Raw genomic sequence first — 16883 nt, 5'->3', positions numbered from 1 at the left:
AACAAAAATACGGAAAATACAAATACTAGATTTTTTATCCAGAAAGAAATGAATATAAAAAAAGGAAGCCTCGTGGGCTTCCTTTTCTTTAATCTATAAAATTGATGGGTTGGTAATAAATAGATGTTGTATAAAAATTGTATAAGGTGAATTAATAATTAATTTATACACAGTTGTAAATCTAGATAAAATAATTGAATGATTTGTTTTTTTACCTTAAATAAGTTGATTATTTTACTACAAATTTAAATTGTTCTTGACTATTTGATGTTTGTATTTGCACAAAATAAGTACCTTTTGTTAAGGTTCGAACATCCAATTGGTACACTCCAGCTTGTTGATTTACCGTAGGAATGATTCTCTTTCCAGCCATATCATGAATCGAAAAGCTAGCCTCTAAAGCTGTTTGAACAAAGAGGTAATCACGAGTTGGATTGGGATAAATAGCAAACGTACTTTGATCAAATTTTGTAGTACTTAACGTTTCAATGTTCACGGTTTCTGTATAAGAATAGGTGTCATTACAACTTGTCACGGTAAGTGTAACTGTAAATTGCCCCGTTTGCTCATAGGCGTGTATCGGATTGTTCGCTGTTGAAGTTGTTCCATCTCCAAAATCCCAATGAACCGCCTGTGTATTGGGCGTAATATTGCTAAAGTGAATAGTGGAAGAATCAGTTATTTCATAGGTGTATTTCGCTTCGTTGTAGTGAACCCCAATAAACCATTTTTCAAAATCATCGTAAACAGTTTCTTTGACAATGCGCTTAATATTAAGTGCCTGTTCAGCAGATAAGGTTCCATTAAAAGTAGTTAGCGTGGGGTCTTTTTTGAAAATAACGGTGTAAAAAGTATAAGCGGCCACCATTGAACCTAGAGGGGAGGGATGTGAATTGTCGCGATCATACAGTTCATAAGCTGGGTATTGTTGGCGTATTTTTCTCCACACGTTGCCTACAGGTGAAACATGTGCTTGGTTCTCCAAGGCTAAACGCATATAGGAATCGTAAATCTTATCATCCATACCCTCATATGTACACATATAGGTTAAACCTGCGTTGCAGTTGGACGGATCACCCGTTTTGTACCCCCAAGTCATATAAAATAAAGTCTTAGCACATGGAGAAGAATTTTTTATGCGTTCGTTTAATGCAGCAGCATACGGAAAGGTATACGAGTCGTTCAAGGCAGGTCTTTGACTTTGTTCTTGTAAAACTACATAATCCCAAGCTTTGCTATTAATCTTTGTTGTCACCACTTCGTTATAGAGATGATTTTGTAAACTAGCTCCTCCAGCTGTAGTTTGTTCAAAATCAAGAAAATCACCTGCTGAGTGTGCTACTTTTTGCGTTAAAAGGGGTAAATCATTGTAATAGGTATAACTATTACCAATGAAATAAACTGATTTTCGAATTTGTCCATAAGACAGGATCGAAGTGAAAACAAGAAGAAATAAGATGTACTGTTGTTTCATTAGAGAATCTTTTTTGGTTGGTTAAAATTATTAAAAAAATGTTAACATAGGTAGGGGTGTTAAATAAAGTATGTGCAATTTGTAAGGTAATTCTTTTATTTTGGGCTAATTGGTCCTGATAACCTCTTGGTAACTGTTAAATGTATAGGGACAAGCCCTTCTTAAGTTGTATCTTTGATAGATAGGAGGATAGCTAGATCCTCCACAATTCATTTAAAAAAGTAGAAATATGAAAGTAGAAATATGGTCAGATGTGATGTGTCCTTTTTGTTATGTTGGAAAGAAACACTTTGAAAACGCATTAGAACAATTGCCTTTTAAAGATAAAATTGAAGTAGAGTGGAAGAGTTTTCAGTTGGATCCAACTTTGCCTGTAGAAGGAGCTTCTCAATCAACGATTGATTATCTAGTGAATAGAAAAGGTATGCCGAAAGAGCAAATTGAAGGGATGATGAATCACTTACAACAAGCAGGATCTGCCGTTGGAATTGAATTTAGACAAGATATTTCAATTCCAGTAAATACCTTTAGAGCACACCGTTTAATTCACTTTGCTCAAAGTAAAGGCAAAGGGAATGAAATGGAAGAGGCCTTGTTCTTGGCACACTTTACAGAAGGAAAGAACGTAGGAGAAATTGAGGTATTAACGGAGTTAGCGACTAGTATTGGTTTGAATAAAGAGGAAGTCGTTACTTTATTAAACAGTGATGCACATACACAAGAAGTGAAAAACGATATTGAAGAAGCACAAACGTTGGGAATTTCAGGAGTTCCTTTCTTTGTAGTAGATCGAAAATACGGTATCTCAGGTGCCCAACCGATTGACACGTTTGCAGAAGCCATTACACAGGCATACCAAGAAAGTCAACCACAATTTGAGATGAAAGGCAATACAGATGCTAATTCATGTGGTCCTGATGGATGTGAAATCTAAGGAGAATAGCGAACAGGCTGTTCGCTTGTATCTAAAATAGAAAGGCTGATGATTCATCGGCCTTTTTTTAAATGAATTCCAACATAATGTGCCCCTTGATAAAAACAAGTATGAAAAGAACCTTATTGATTGTAGCAGTTGCGTTTTTCTTATTCAGCTGTAAAGAAAGAGAAATTAATTTCAATCAACTTGAGCTTAGAGCCGGAGTGTATTCCGAACTGAATCAACTAACTCCTTATACGGGGATTGTTAAACAATATGATGAAAACGGCGCTTTAAAAGAAGAAGCTTACTTACAAGAGGGAAAACTCGATCGTTTTTTTACCTCCTATTTTGAAAATGGACAAGTATGGGAAGAGCGAAAGTTGAAAGACGGAAAGAAAGAGGGAGAAGCCTTTGTTTATTATGAAGATGGACAAGTGAGAAAACACTCCCATTGGAGTAAGGGATTGCAAATAGGGGTTTTTAAAGAATATTATCCCAATGGGGATTTAGCGGTTGAGACCCCATTTAAAGAAGGAAAAGAAGACGGATTGCATCAAGCATTTTATGAAAATGGACAACTTTATGAGAAAGGCCTTTTTATAAAGGGAAAGAAACAAGGTTTTTTTATTGGGTATTTTGACGATGGAAAAATAAGAGAAGAAGCAAATTGGAATGAGGGCTTAAAAGAAGGTTTGTACAAAGACTACTTTAAAAATGGCAATCTAAGTACTGAAGCTACTTTTATCAAAGGAAAAAAAGAGGGTATTGTCAAAGACTATCATTCAACCGGAACCTTGATGATAGAATCCCTGTGGGAGAATGGTGAACAAGTAGAGATTATAAAAATATACGAAGACGACTAGTCAAACTCAATGTGCTATAGTATAGGGTAGATGAGTCAATCATCAGTATAAAAAAAACCGTTGTCTTACAATGTGAATTTGTTTAAGACAACGGTTTTTTTTTTTATGTGCGTCCGTATATTTTAGTTAGGCTTTATCTCCACGTATTTGTCTTTCTTCCTGTATGAGGTTAAAAACTGCTGTGAAATCGCGTTTGATGTTGGGGTTTGTTTGAAATTCATTCGAGGATAATAGCATGATTAAGAATTCTTTATTTGTCATGTTATTTGCTTCTTGTGCATCTCTCAGTACCGTTTCTGAGATTCTTCTTGAGTCAAGCATACTGTATTTCCATTGCCCCTCTTCTTTAAAAAAATGAGCGGGTTGCATCCCAAAAATCATTCCTGTAGCTTCGTATTCCTCAATCTTTAAATCAGACAGTACAGCACTAGAAAGCACCTCTATTTTTTTATCATCCACGGCCGAGTTTAAAAATAAAATTTCAACCAATTTCTTGGTATCCGTGGTCTGTAAATCCGCATCACTGAATAAGAGCAAACCATTGGCAATATTCATTTGATCCACTAAAGTTCCTTCTATGTTTTTTGTTTTGACAGCCGTCAATATTTCTTCATAGTATGCAATAGACTCTTGATCTAAATTGTCGTATAACAAGATTCCATCTTTATTGATTAACGCGCTGTTTATCTTGTCGTAAACAATGTTAATCTCATCATAGGCTACTGCAAGAGCTACGGGATCCAGGGTTTTCTTGTTTTGACAAGAAACAACTAGGATCAGGGCAAGTACGAAAGGTACAATCTTTTTCATCTTTTTAATTTTTATACGAAATTAACTATTTAATGTTAAGCAGGTGTTTTTTATACGCTTAATATTCTTGTACTGGTGTCGGTTTTGTCTCAACCAAGTGTTTTCACCCCATAACCCATAACCGATAACTCATAACTAAAATAACTAGCGATTCCCCAATATAACTTTTATCTTTGAGAGGTAAACAAAAGGGAAGCATGAAAGTTAAGATACTACATACGGCAGATTGGCATTTGGGAAAGCGATTAGACAATTTTTCAAGAATAGAAGAACAAAAAGAAGTATTGAATGAAATATGTGAGCTTGCTGATGTACAACAAGCGGATATTGTTGTTATTGCAGGAGATTTATTTGATACTTTTAATCCTCCAATTGAAGCCGAAGATTTGTTCTACAAAACCCTTCGTCGTTTGACGCACAATGGTCAACGTCCCGTTATTGCTATCGCAGGAAATCACGATAGCCCAGAACGCATTGATGCACCAGATCCCTTGGCACGCGCTTGTGGTATCTTACTTGTGGGATTACCCAATACGATTGTACAACCCATGGAAGAAAATGAAGCCTTTACCTTGACGCAATCAGCAGAAGGTTTTGTGGAATTGACTTTGGCTCATCTTCCTTTTCCGATTCGCATTATTCACACGCCTTATGCCAATGAAGTGCGATTGAAAAAAGCATTAAATGTAGCAGATAAAACAACCGCTTTAAATGAAGTATTGGAAAGCAACTGGCAAGCGTTAGCTACAGCGTATTGCGATACAGCAGGCGTTAACCTCTTAATTTCTCATCTGTATATGATGAAAAAAGGAGGAGAAGAACTCGAAGAACCCGATGGAGAAAAACCATTAAAAATAGGAAATGCCGATTTGATTTACAGCGATAGTATTCCCAAGCAAATTCAATATACCGCTTTAGGCCATCTACACCGTGCCCATCAAATTGGAGAAGTAGATCGTCCTGTGGTCTATTCAGGAAGTCCGTTGTGTTATAGCTTTAGTGAAGCAGGGCAGGAAAAATACGTGATGATGGTTGAGGTAGAACCCAATGTACCTGCAACCTACGAGAAAATTCCCTTGCAAAAAGGACGTCCCTTAACGCGAAAGAAATTTAACTCCGTTGACGATGCCGTTGATTGGTTACAACAACATCAACATCATTTAGTAGAGTTGACACTTGTGAGTGATACTTTTTTAAAAGCAGATGATATCAAGCGAATTCACCAAGCACATGACGGTATTATTACCATTATTCCCGTGGTGAATTTAACGGATCAAGCGGATTTGAATAAAAGAAAACAAGTCAACCTTGAACAAGATATTCAGGGGCTATTTGCAGATTATTTTAAACAGAAGAACAATGGACAAGATCCCAATGGAGAAATTATGGATTTGTTCAACGAAATTATAAATTAAGATTGACCATGATACCCATTACATTAACGCTAGAAGGTTTTTATTCCTACCAAGAAAAGCAAGTCATTGATTTTACCCAATTGATTCAAGCTGGGCTGTTTGGAATTTTCGGTAAAGTAGGATCAGGTAAATCGTCAATTTTAGAAGCCATTTCTTTTGGATTATACGGTGAGAGTGAACGATTAAATGCTCGAGATAATCGCGCCTACAATATGATGAACTTAAAGTCAGACCGCATGAGTATTGATTTTGAGTTTTTTAATTTTAAAGAAAAAAAATACCGCATTTACAGAGAATTTAAACGTAATTCCAAACGTTTTGACGACGTCAAGCGAGGAGATGCCGTATTGTATCAATGGAAGGAAGAACAATGGATTCCCTTGCCCGATTTAAATGTAGAAGAGGTAATTGGCTTGAGTTATGAAAATTTCAAACGCACCATTATTATTCCACAGGGAAAATTCAAGGAATTTATTGAATTGGGAGGTAAAGATCGAACCAAAATGATGCAGGAAATCTTTGGGTTGGATCGTTTTGATTTAACGGGAAAAACCAAAGCACTATATAGTGAAACCCGTCAAAAGTACGATCATTTGCAAGGTCAATTGCAGCGTTTTACTACCTTGACCAAAGAACAAATAGACGAAGTTAAGGTACAACACCAAAAACAAGAGCAGCAGTTAAAACAAATGACACTTGTCTTTAAGCAAGAACAAGAGCGTTACCAACAGCTAAAAGCCGTTAAACTCGATTTTGAGGCTTTGGAAGAAAGTCGTACTACCTTACGCGAATTAGAACAAAAAGAAGGAGAGGTAAAAGCACAAGAACTAGCGTTGCTACAGTACGAAAAAGTAGAGAAAGTTTTTCGTTCATTGCTAGTCGAAAAACAGCAAACAACGCTAAAACTCAACGAGAAAACCGCGAATTACCAAGTAAAGCTAGGAGAATTTCAAACCAAGCAAAACCAGTATATTCAGGTCAAAGAAACGTTTACAACTCTTGAAAAACAGTACGAATCTCTTGAAAGAGAGCGAACAGAGTTAGCAGAACTGCAATTGGTTCAGGCTATTCAGGAAACTGAGGTAACGAAGAAGACATTGACAGAACGCTTGGTAAAAGGACAAGAAGTCGTTGTAGCAACCAAAAAGGAATTAGAGCAAAAGCAAATCCTGCTTCTTGCTGGAGAAAAACAACTGAAACAATTAAAGGAAAACCGCGTTGATCCCATGCGTTTAATCGCGTTGGATAAGTGGTTTACCGATTTTGAATACTTAGAAAAAGCAGCAGGTGAATGGGCAGACAAACAAAAGCAGCTGCAACAGGAAATTCAGCGTTTAGTTCAAACACTAGAGCAATTTGAATTTACTACAGAAGAAGAGTGGAGAGAGAGAATAGCGAAACAGCGCACAGTAAATCAACAATTACATTTGTTAGTAACGAAGGAGCTCAATCAGCTACGCGTTTCTCAACAATTGTCGCATTACGCTTCCGCTTTACATGATGGTGAAGCTTGTCCGTTATGTGGTGCATTAGAGCATCCCGCTATTTTAGAGGGAGAAGATGTGTCCAAATCAATGCAAGACTTAGAAATGAAGCTTGAAAAAATTCAAGACGATGAACAGATATTAAATCGAAAAGAAAGAGAAATTCAAGCTTTGCTCGATAAAAAGCATTTGCTTGAAATTCAAGATAGCGAAGCTGTAAATCATCGAAAAGAAAAGCAAGAGGAGCTAATCAGACATCAAGCAGCTTATTGTTGGAATGAAATTGAAAGCGGAAATAAAGCACAACTCGAGCAGTTGAAACAACAAGCGGTACAAGTCAATCAAGCGATAGAAAAAGCCGAGAATCAACAGCAACAAACCATAAAAGAAGTCGATGTTGTTCGAAATAATTTAGAAAAATACGCAGAAGCATTAGCCGATATTGAATTAAAACAGGCGAGATTAGAAGCGGAAATTGACGCCAAAGAACAACAAATACGCTTGATTAAATTGAGTGAAAAAATAGTTGTAAAAAAAGAAATATTAGAGCTGGAAATTAAGGCAAAAGAACAACACATTGTTGAGGTAGAGCAAGCGTATAAATCACAAGCACAGCTCTTGCAACAGTTGGTACCTATTCTTGCTTCTTTAGAAACAGAGTTGAAGAATATACAAACCATACAAGAAGAGTTGACAGCTTCACTTCAACATATTGATTTAGGCGTTAAGCAAGGATTGGAAGTATTTCAATTTGAGTCTGTTCAAGAAGTTGAGGTAGTTTTAGCTAAAAATATAGCAGTAGAAGAGACGCGTGCAAGTATTCAAGCCTTTATGTTGAAAATAGAAGTATTGCGCAATCAAGTACAGCAATTATCGAAAAAACTCGAATCTATTGCTTTTGATTTGCCTCACTTTCAGCAAATGGAACTAACGGTCACAGCATTAGAACAACAAGTGAAGGAACAAACAACCTTAGTAGCAAAAGTAGCAGGTGAAATAGAGCGTTTAGAACAAGACTATAAAGAAAAAGAAACCTTGTTAGATCAGTTTGCTCAAGTTGAAAAGCGATTGAAAAATATCAATCTTCTGGACAATATGTTTAAAGGTGCGGGATTTGTCAACTATGTGTCAAGTATCTATTTGATTAATTTGTGTGATATTGCCAATCAACGCTTCCATCGTTTGACTCATAATCAACTGAGTTTGCAGTTAAATGAAAGTAACGAATTTGAAATCATTGATTATTTGAACAACGGAAAAGCGCGAAGTGTAAAGACATTATCTGGAGGACAAAGTTTTCAAGTGTCTTTATCCCTAGCACTTGCTTTGGCAGAAAGCGTACAGAGTTTATCCAAATCCAATAAGAACTTCTTCTTTATAGATGAGGGATTCGGAACACAAGATGCAGAATCTGTTAACATTGTATTTGAAACGTTGAGTAGCTTACACAAAGAGAATCGCATTGTCGGTATTATCTCCCATGTAGATGAATTACAAGAGCGAATCCCCCTATCGTTGTCTATTGTCAAAGACGAAGAAAAAGGAAGTAGAGTATTGACTTCTTAAAAAGAAGTGAAGAAAAAGAGTAGAATCAAAAAAATAAGTACATTTGTTAGAACAAATGAACGAATTAATAGCATCGAATAGTTGATATGAATGTAAAATATACAAAAGAGGAAAAAACGTCAATCGTTATTACATTGGGCATTACCCTTTTATTTTTCCTTCTTTTATTCTTTATCAAATTTATGGATAGTCACACGTCCTATACCAGTTTTGGTGGGGGCGGAGGTGGAGGAGATGGCGTTGCTATTTCCTTAGAAGGAACACCGGGCGATCATTTGACGACTTCTTCAAAACCTGTAGAAGTCGTGGAAGAACAACAACAAATTGCAAAAGCAGAACCCATAGAAGACAAGGAGGTCTTGGCTTATGATAAAGGAGAAGAAACTACAGTTGTTGTAAATAAAAAAGACGAAACGAAGAAAACCAAGCCCGTTGTTGAAAAGCAATTGGATCATGTTGCAAAGAAAACGACGGAGAAGAAAGTAGAAACGACGGAGAAAAAAGCAACTACACCAGCACAAGCGAAACAAGATGTTTCCAATACGACAAAAGACGCAATTAGCAGCTTTATGAATGGAGGAACAGGGTCTGGCGGCGGCGGAACAACAGGAAGTGGAAAAGGAGGTTTATCTACCAATGGAGGATATTACGGAACAGGAACTGGAAACGGAACGGGAAGTGGAAGCGGTATGGGAAGTGGAACAGGTACTGGAATTGGCAGTGGATCTGGAGGAGGAGTCGGTAACGGACATGGTGATGGAAGAGGTGATGGAATTGGTTATTCCTTAGATGGAAGAAGTGCAACAGTCAAAGCAATTCCAAAATACACTTGTAATGAAATCGGAACTGTTGTTGTTGAAGTTTGGGTAGATCAAGTAGGAAATACAGTAGAAGCCAGAGCGGGAGTAAAAGGAACAACCAATACAGCAAACTGTTTATTAGAACAAGCTAAAATTGCAGCCTTGCAAACCAAATGGCAAGCCAATGATAAGGCACCTGCCAAACAAGTAGGAAAAATAGTCTATCAGTTTAAGCTGAATTAAAACAATAAAAAAAAGGAGCGATTTTTCGCTCCTTTTTTTTATTGCTTTTGTGTAGCAATTACAAATTTGATGTTGTTTTTAACTCCAATTTGTAAGACATCTACTAGTTCTTGTATCTGTGAATTAAATGGAATTCGGATTACAACAGATTGATCTGTATTTCCTCCTAATTCCGCTAATAACGTTTGTTCTAACGCTTCATAAGGGACTTCCGTTTTATTGATGAAAAAACGCTTATCCTCAGTAACCGAAATGGTCAAATGCTGTTTGTTCGTCTTTTCATTCGATGCCGCTTTCGGAAGCATCATTTTTATGACATTGGGATTGGCTAACGTCGATAAAATAAGAAAGAATAAAAGCAAGAAGAACATAATGTCACTTAAAGAGGAAGTGGCGATTTCCGCTTTAAAACGTTTATTTCTTTTGATTGCCATTTGGTCGTTGTATTGCATTAATAAAATCTAAAATTGTTTGTTGGGTGTTCAACAAATAATTATCAATAGACGTATTCAATAAGTGATATGCTGCATACGCTATAATACCCACAACTAAACCAGATCCACTACTAATCATTTTTTCATAAAGTCCTCCAGAAATATTAGCAATACTAATATCTTCCGAAATACTAATGTTGTAGAAAATGCGGATTACTCCTAAGATTGTTCCAACGAAACCTAAAGTTGGAGCAATACCTGCAATCAATCCAAGGTGGCTCATCTTTTTCTCCATTTTTCCAATTTCAATAGTCGCTAGTCGTTCCATATTACCCTCAATTTCAGTAATCGGTCTTCCTATAGAACGAGTTCCCTCTAAAATTACTTTAGAATAAGAGTTGTTATCTCGAGAAAGTGTTAACTCTACAGAATCCATCTGACCTTTTTCTAACAATGTTAGGGTACTAGGTAATGCGGTTGAGTCGTATTTTGTTTGTTTGCGGATATACAAATACCTTTCAATGGAAAGATAAATGGTATAGATAAATAAAAGAATAATTGGAATCATAAAGACTCCTCCTTTCATAACAAAATCTAAGGCAGAAATTTGACTTTCTTGAGTTACTACTTCGTTTAAATCAGTGACAGCAGTAGTAATTGCATCTGGTGAAGCTTGCAAAAATGTAAACATTAATAATAGTTTAAAATATGATCAAATATAAAAATAAAAATGAACAATTGAGTGGCGATTAGTGATTCAATTGTTAGAGAATATATAAATTTAGTTCGAAACGTCTAGTCGAATAAAGCGATTTAAAAAAGTAATGGACAACCCCATAACTGCAATGATAGCAAAGGCTGTTTGTAAAGAGGCTTGTTGTGCAATAAAACCAATAACGGGTGGACCTAAAAAGAACCCAATAAATCCAATACTTGTGACCAAAGTTAACGCCTGCTGAGGAGGCATTGTGCGGCTATTTCCCGCTAAATGGTAGACCATAGGCACTACCGCGGAAACGCCAAAACCAACAACCATAAAAGATAGTATAGTGGTGTAAACATTGGGAAATAAGACCGCAGTTCCCAACCCTAGGAAGATGAGTAAACCACAGACAGATAGTGTTTTGCGTTCTCCGTATTTGCGAACGGTATAGTCAGATATAAAACGGCCACTTGCCATGGTAAACATATAAGCAGTTAAACCATAACCAACCAATTCAATAGGCGCTAGTGCAATGTGTTTCATGTATTCACTAGACCAATCGGTCATCGTTCCTTCTGTAACCATAGAGAAAAAGGCTAATAAACCTAAAATAGCTAAGTTTTTATCAGGCCATTGCCAACTTTGTTTTTCCTTTGTTTTTTCGGTTGCTCCTTCGTCCTGTACTAAAAAGCGAAACATCAAAAGTGAAGCTACCATGCCTATACTAGAAAAGTAAATAAAGTGTTCCAGAGGAGGAACATAACTGCTAATCATTTCGGCTCCTAACCAAGAAGCTGCAAAACCACCAATACTCCATGTACCGTGTAGGGACCCAATAATCTGCCCTTTGTACCGCTTGGAAACAGTAATAGCTTGTGTATTAATCGAAATATTGGTCAGGTTACTGCATACGCCAAATAAAACGAGATTGATTTTTAGTTGCCATAGCATATCCCAATAGCCAATGCCAATCAATAGAATGAAATAGGAAAGTAAAAAATACAAAGTAGATCGTTTGCTTCCCATTTTTGCAATGATAGAACCCGCAAAGGGTAAAGAAATTAGTGTTCCAATGGAAATATACAACAAGACAAATCCCCAAGCCGAGTCATTAACGCCAAAATATTCTTTAATTGTCGGAATTCGAGAGGCCCAAGAGGCAGATATACCACCAAAAAAGAAGAATAGAACCGTAACGGCTATTCGAGCTATATGTTTAGACATTTGTCTGAATTAGAAGTTAGAAATTCGTTTGATGCCCCAAAGGTATAAAAAGAACAAAGGAGGAAGAGCGGATAACTGGGTTAATTGAGTATAAAAAAAGCGAAAAAAATTAATTTTTCGCTTTTTTTATCTGTTGTGTAAGTTTGTAGATTAGCTTAATCCTTCCACTAAACCATCTATTAAATCGATTTTTGTAGCTTGTGGTACTTTTGGCAGTCCAGGCATACGCATAATATCCCCGGCAATAGCCACGATGAATTCCGCTCCGTTATTGATAACGATATCGTTGATGGCAAGGGTAAAATCTTTCGCAACGCCATAAGCATTGGCATCTGCAGAAAAAGAATACTGTGTTTTTGCAATACATACAGGGAATTGATCCATAGCAGTAGCTTTAATCTGATTTAATTTTTTCTGAGCGATTGGACTAAAAGTCACTGCGGAGGCTCCATATATTTTAGTTGCAACCGCTTTTACCTTATCCGCAATTGTCATGTCGTCAGAATAAGGAAACTGCAACGTTTGACTTGGTTTGTTCTCAATCATCTGTACGACCTCATTTGCTAGAGCAATCGCTCCAGTTCCTCCTTCAACAAAAGCATTGTTTATTGCAAAGCCCAAACCATTAGCACGACAGTAATTTTCGACCAATTGAATTTCCTCCGCACTATCGGTCGCATATTTATTAAACGCTACGACAATGCTTTGACCAAAGGATTGTAAATTACTTACGTGTTTTTCTAAGTTTTCCAATCCCTTTTTAATTCCTTCTATATTTTGTTCTTTGATGTTTTCTAGAGCAACACCCCCGTGCATCTTTAAGCCCTGAGCAGTTGCTACAACAACGGTCAACTTCGGTGCTAAGCCCGATTTTCTACATTTGATGTCAAAGAATTTTTCTGCACCTAAATCTGCACCGAATCCGGCTTCCGTTATGACATAATCACCATAACTCATCGCCATTTTTGTAGCAATTACAGAGTTACAACCATGTGCTATATTAGCAAATGGACCCCCGTGTATAAAAGCAGCTGTATTTTCTGTCGTTTGAACTAAGTTTGGATTCAAGGCGTCTTTCAATAAAACCGCAATAGCTCCCGCTACGCCTAAGTCTTTTACCGTAAAGGAACTTCCATCATAACGATACCCCAAAAGGATGTTCTCAATGCGTCTGCGCAGATCATCAATATCTGTAGCCAAACACATAATTGCCATAATCTCTGAAGCAGGTGTAATATCAAAGCCACTTTCTTGAGGTACACCATTGGCATTTCCTCTTAATCCTGTGGTGATATAACGCAAACTGCGATCGTTGACATCCAAAACGCGTTTCCACAAAATTTCTTTAATACCATTTGCTTCGGCTCTATTTTGATACATATAGTTGTCTAATAAAGCACTCAACGTATTATGTGCTGAGGTAATAGCATGAAAATCTCCCGTAAAGTGAAGGTTGATGTTTTCCATGGGAAGAACTTGCGCATAACCTCCACCAGCGGCACCCCCTTTCATCCCGAAACACGGACCTAGCGAAGGCTCTCTTAACGCTACAACCGCGTTTTTGCCAATTTTGTTTAACCCCAATGCTAAACCAATAGAAACAGTGGTCTTTCCAATTCCCGCTTTGGTTGGTGTAATAGAGGTGACTAAAATTAAATTAGATCGCTTTTGCTGCTCTTGTTGCTGAGCTTCTAGTTGAACTTTCGCCATGTTTTTTCCATAAGGAATAACATACTCCTCTGGTAATTGGATATTTTTAGCAATTTCGTAAATGTTTTTTAATTCACGCGCTCTTGCGATTTCAATATCTGTTTTCATAGTACTATAGAAATGTGTTGTTATGGAGTAAAGTTAAACCTTTTGATAGAATATTGAAATAGGGATTTTGAACTGACATACGGTAAGAAACAATGCAACAAACAACAAACAACATCTCATCACTATTATCAAATTAGAGGCATTATGGTGTATTTGTTTTTAATATAAAGGAGTTTTATTGTTTTTTATAAATAGATTTTTAAAGTTATATTTGCACCTTTAAATTATATTCTATAAAGTATTATGAAAACGGAAGCGGAGTTAAAAGACAGAAGTGGAAATAAATGTGAACTATGTGAATCTACAGGACAACTAAAGGTTTATGAAGTTCCCCCTGTGGCTGCTAATGAGGCAGATAAAGAAATTTATATTTGTGAAACTTGTTCGGATCAAATTGAAAAAAAACAAGAGCTTGATAGCAACCATTGGCAATGTCTAACCACATCAATGTGGAGTGAAGTGCCTGCTGTACAAGTAGTGGCTTGGCGTATGTTAAATCGCTTTAGACAAGAAAGCTGGGCAGCAGATAATTTAGAAATGATGTACTTAGACGATGAATTGATGGAATTTGCTAAGGCAACTGGAGATCATACAGGTGATGGATCGGTAGAATTGCACAAGGATAGCAATGGAAATATTCTATCTGCAGGTGATAGTGTTACCTTAATTAAGGACCTAGATGTAAAAGGCTCTTCTTTAAATGCTAAAATAGGTACAGCAGTTCGCAACATCCGATTAGATCCAAATAATGTAGAGTATATAGAAGGTAAAGTTGACGGGCAAATGATCGTTATTCTTACTAAATATGTGAAAAAACAAGGATAAAAAATAAGAAAATCTCAGTTGCTACTGGGATTTTTTGTTTTTTAACCAGAGGGGGAGGGTGAATTCTTCTAAGAGATGAGCCAGAGGAACTTGTTGATAGTTCTCGTAGGTTAGCCATTTTACTTCTTCTAATTCTGCATGCGGAACAATAGGAGTTTCGGGGAGGATTAGATGGAAAATAGTAGCGTGTACCCAAGTGTTTGCCTCATTGACCGCCTGCGTTTGATGAATACCCAAGTAAGTAACTGTACTAGGAGCTATTACTAGGCCTAGTTCTTCGTGTAATTCTCGAATTAGGGCTTCTAAAGGTGTTTCTTCCTTCTCAATTTTTCCCCCCGCCATCATATAGTAAATAGATCCTTTTTTTCGAACCGTTAAAAGCGCTCCACTAGTATTTGTTATCATAGCTGAGGCTAAGTATATTGTTTGAGTTGTTTGCATTCGGCTGGTATTAGGCTCCAAAAGTAATAGAATTACGCATGGAATTCAAAATACCTCAATAGAAAGGGGAGAATAAAAGATTAGATAAAGGACTTATTTCGCGCTATAAATAAAGAAGAAGTCGGTTTTTTTAATTGAAAATCATAATTTTATAGCATGATAAAAGAAAAAAATAAGAATATTTATAGAATTGTTTTTTGTAAAAGAAAAAATTTTATCTTTATTCAATCAAACAGGAGCCTAAAACAAGGGGCAAATCCTGTATAGTTTAATTTAATTTGAAAATTGAGCCTATATCCAAGGCGAAAATGAACAGTACAATGGTAAAACAAGAATTTACTGCATTATTTAAAGGATACAAAATTCCAAAGGAATTAATGAACTTATTAGAGTTTCAAGTATCAGAAAACATCCCATCTTATTATTCAAATGCTATTTATTTAATGACAGAAGAAGCTTCTTTGATTGAAAGTTTTTCAACAGAAGAAGAATTTCTGAAAGCATTTATTCCATTTGCAGAAGCAAATAGCACAGGAAGTATTTATGCTTTTTGGATTAATAACAAAGAAATTGACGACTTAACCCAAGCTCCAATCGTTGCGTTTGGAGATGAAGGAGGGGTTTTTGTCGTAGCTAAAAACATTCAAGAATTATTGCAAATAGCTGCGTATGACGTTGAGGCTGTAGTGTATGAAGATGAATTTTATTTCCAAGATAAAGAAGTCTTAGAAGAAGAAGGAGAATTTACTCCCGCTGAATTTTATTCAGAATACTTGGATTGGCTGCGTAGTGATGCAAAATTAAAACCAATTCTTACTATTGAAGATGTGGATACCCTTGTTGAGCATGCTCAAATAGCTTATCAAGAAAAATTAGAACAGTACATTAAACAATTTGTTTAGTAAGGGTAAAAAAGTAGTATATTGCGTTAAAATTTTAAGAAATGGATCAGAATCGTTTTAATCAGCAGTTTGATACTGCAGTAAATCAAGCGCATAACCAAAAACCAGAGAAACCGAATAGCTATATAGCTTTGTCGATTGTATCAACGATTTTAGGTTTTTGTACTTGTTTGGGTTTAATACTTGGTATCGTAGCTATTGTTATGTCGGCTCAATCAGGTCAAAAGTATGAAAGAGGAGACTACCAAGGTGCTATTAGAGCTGCTAAAACAGCCAAAATTCTTAGCTTTGTTGTATTGGGAATGGTTGTTCTTAGTATAATATACATCTGGATCGGTATCCAACAAGTCGGAGGATGGGATGCTTACAAAGAAATTATTGAAGAAGCATACAGACAAGGACAAGCTGCTGGAATGTAATTGATTTGATATGCGGATCTTGTATCGAGTCCTTTTGTATCTAATCCTACCCTTAACAATAGGATGGGGTATAGTAATAGGGATGCGTTATTTTCCCATTCTTGTTACTTGCACGATTAAAGATTTTACTGGACTAGATTGTCCGGGATGTGGTGGACAACGAGCAATTGATGCTATTATCAAAGGGAAATTTATAGCGGCTTTCTATTATAACCAGCTAATATATTTGTATCTAAGTGTAATTGCTTATATTTATGTATTGTTTGTCGAAAGTTATCTCCTGAAAAATAAAGAATTTGTACGACAATTTGGATTCACAACTAAGTTTGCCTTGTTGTTTGTACTAGCTATAATTTTATTCTTTGTCATAAGAAATGTATAAAAAAGGTTCGATTGTATTTCAATCGAACCTTTTTTGTTTATATGTTATTAGTTTTGTATTTTGTTTGAGGGTATGGGTGTTTTGTTTCTTATATGTTGAGAATTGTATATCTTTTTTCGAGCTAAGTTTAGTTAAAAATCTATTTTAGTTAAAATTAGCAT

16 protein-coding genes are annotated in these 16883 nt (G+C 36.2%); 9 read left to right on the top strand and 7 right to left on the bottom strand.

Annotated elements, in window-relative coordinates; all coding sequences use genetic code 11:
• Positions 1 to 229: 229 nt before the first annotated feature.
• A complete protein-coding gene (locus FBR08_RS02635) occupies positions 230 to 1474 on the bottom strand; it encodes a DUF4886 domain-containing protein (protein ID WP_158961279.1) in 1245 nt (414 codons plus the stop codon).
• 229 nt (positions 1475 to 1703) lie between these two features.
• Between FBR08_RS02635 and FBR08_RS02630 the strand changes: the two genes are divergently transcribed.
• Together FBR08_RS02630 and FBR08_RS02625 are read left to right on the top strand one after the other, a co-directional pair.
• A complete protein-coding gene (locus tag FBR08_RS02630) occupies positions 1704 to 2408 on the top strand; it encodes a DsbA family oxidoreductase (RefSeq protein WP_158961278.1) in 705 nt (234 codons plus the stop codon).
• 110 nt (positions 2409 to 2518) lie between these two features.
• The gene (locus tag FBR08_RS02625) at positions 2519 to 3256 is read left to right on the top strand and encodes a toxin-antitoxin system YwqK family antitoxin (RefSeq protein WP_158961277.1); all 738 of its coding nucleotides are present in this window, start codon (positions 2519 to 2521) and stop codon (positions 3254 to 3256) included.
• Positions 3257 to 3382: 126 nt separating this feature from the next.
• Here the strand turns inward: FBR08_RS02625 and FBR08_RS02620 are convergent, their stop codons facing one another.
• Positions 3383 to 4066, bottom strand: a complete 684-nt coding sequence (locus FBR08_RS02620) for a hypothetical protein (protein ID WP_158961276.1) — start codon at positions 4064 to 4066, stop codon at positions 3383 to 3385.
• Between the two features lie 197 nt (positions 4067 to 4263).
• Between FBR08_RS02620 and FBR08_RS02615 the strand changes: the two genes are divergently transcribed.
• The 3 genes from FBR08_RS02615 (at position 4264) to FBR08_RS02605 (ending at position 9574) form a co-directional block, all read left to right on the top strand.
• Positions 4264 to 5481 (top strand): metallophosphoesterase family protein, encoded by a 1218-nt coding sequence (locus FBR08_RS02615; RefSeq protein WP_158961275.1) that lies wholly within the window; start codon positions 4264 to 4266, stop codon positions 5479 to 5481.
• Positions 5482 to 5489: 8 nt separating this feature from the next.
• Positions 5490 to 8531: an SbcC/MukB-like Walker B domain-containing protein gene (locus FBR08_RS02610; RefSeq protein ID WP_158961274.1), complete on the top strand. Its 3042-nt coding sequence runs from the start codon at positions 5490 to 5492 to the stop codon at positions 8529 to 8531.
• Between the two features lie 86 nt (positions 8532 to 8617).
• On the top strand, positions 8618 to 9574 hold the full coding sequence (locus tag FBR08_RS02605; RefSeq protein ID WP_158961273.1) for an energy transducer TonB: 957 nt from the start codon (positions 8618 to 8620) through the stop codon (positions 9572 to 9574).
• Positions 9575 to 9612: 38 nt separating this feature from the next.
• Here the strand turns inward: FBR08_RS02605 and FBR08_RS02600 are convergent, their stop codons facing one another.
• The 4 genes from FBR08_RS02600 to FBR08_RS02585 form a co-directional block, all read right to left on the bottom strand.
• Positions 9613 to 10008 carry an ExbD/TolR family protein gene (locus FBR08_RS02600; RefSeq protein WP_036462946.1) on the bottom strand — a complete coding sequence of 132 codons (396 nt, stop codon included), beginning with the start codon at positions 10006 to 10008 and terminating at the stop codon, positions 9613 to 9615.
• The gene (locus FBR08_RS02595; RefSeq protein ID WP_158961271.1) at positions 9989 to 10699 is read right to left on the bottom strand and encodes a MotA/TolQ/ExbB proton channel family protein; all 711 of its coding nucleotides are present in this window, start codon (positions 10697 to 10699) and stop codon (positions 9989 to 9991) included. Before FBR08_RS02595 ends, FBR08_RS02600 begins: the two co-directional genes overlap by 20 nt.
• Before the next feature lie 90 nt (positions 10700 to 10789).
• Positions 10790 to 11935: an MFS transporter gene (locus tag FBR08_RS02590; protein WP_158961270.1), complete on the bottom strand. Its 1146-nt coding sequence runs from the start codon at positions 11933 to 11935 to the stop codon at positions 10790 to 10792.
• A 150-nt stretch (positions 11936 to 12085) separates the two neighbouring features.
• Positions 12086 to 13753: a formate--tetrahydrofolate ligase gene (locus FBR08_RS02585; protein WP_158961269.1), complete on the bottom strand. Its 1668-nt coding sequence runs from the start codon at positions 13751 to 13753 to the stop codon at positions 12086 to 12088.
• Between the two features lie 243 nt (positions 13754 to 13996).
• On the opposite strand from FBR08_RS02585, the gene FBR08_RS02580 reads away from it, so the two are divergent.
• Positions 13997 to 14578, top strand: a complete 582-nt coding sequence (locus FBR08_RS02580) for a PhnA domain-containing protein (protein WP_158961268.1) — start codon at positions 13997 to 13999, stop codon at positions 14576 to 14578.
• 21 nt (positions 14579 to 14599) lie between these two features.
• On the opposite strand, the gene FBR08_RS02575 is transcribed toward FBR08_RS02580, so the two are convergent.
• Positions 14600 to 14983, bottom strand: coding sequence for an NUDIX hydrolase (locus tag FBR08_RS02575; RefSeq protein ID WP_233266207.1), 384 nt, complete (start codon positions 14981 to 14983; stop codon positions 14600 to 14602).
• Positions 14984 to 15339: 356 nt separating this feature from the next.
• On the opposite strand from FBR08_RS02575, the gene FBR08_RS02570 reads away from it, so the two are divergent.
• The 3 genes from FBR08_RS02570 (at position 15340) to FBR08_RS02560 (ending at position 16722) form a co-directional block, all read left to right on the top strand.
• On the top strand, positions 15340 to 15921 hold the full coding sequence (locus tag FBR08_RS02570; RefSeq protein WP_158961266.1) for a cell wall assembly protein: 582 nt from the start codon (positions 15340 to 15342) through the stop codon (positions 15919 to 15921).
• Between the two features lie 41 nt (positions 15922 to 15962).
• Positions 15963 to 16340 carry a CD225/dispanin family protein gene (locus FBR08_RS02565; RefSeq protein ID WP_158961265.1) on the top strand — a complete coding sequence of 126 codons (378 nt, stop codon included), beginning with the start codon at positions 15963 to 15965 and terminating at the stop codon, positions 16338 to 16340.
• Between the two features lie 82 nt (positions 16341 to 16422).
• A complete protein-coding gene (locus FBR08_RS02560) occupies positions 16423 to 16722 on the top strand; it encodes a DUF2752 domain-containing protein (RefSeq protein ID WP_158961264.1) in 300 nt (99 codons plus the stop codon).
• Positions 16723 to 16883 lie beyond the last annotated feature (161 nt).

Origin of the sequence: Myroides fluvii (genome assembly GCF_009792295.1) — a bacterium.
GTDB lineage: Bacteria > Bacteroidota > Bacteroidia > Flavobacteriales > Flavobacteriaceae > Flavobacterium > Flavobacterium fluvii_A.
Note: the sequence above shows the minus strand (reverse complement) of the source record. Positions and strands in the feature narration are given on the sequence as shown.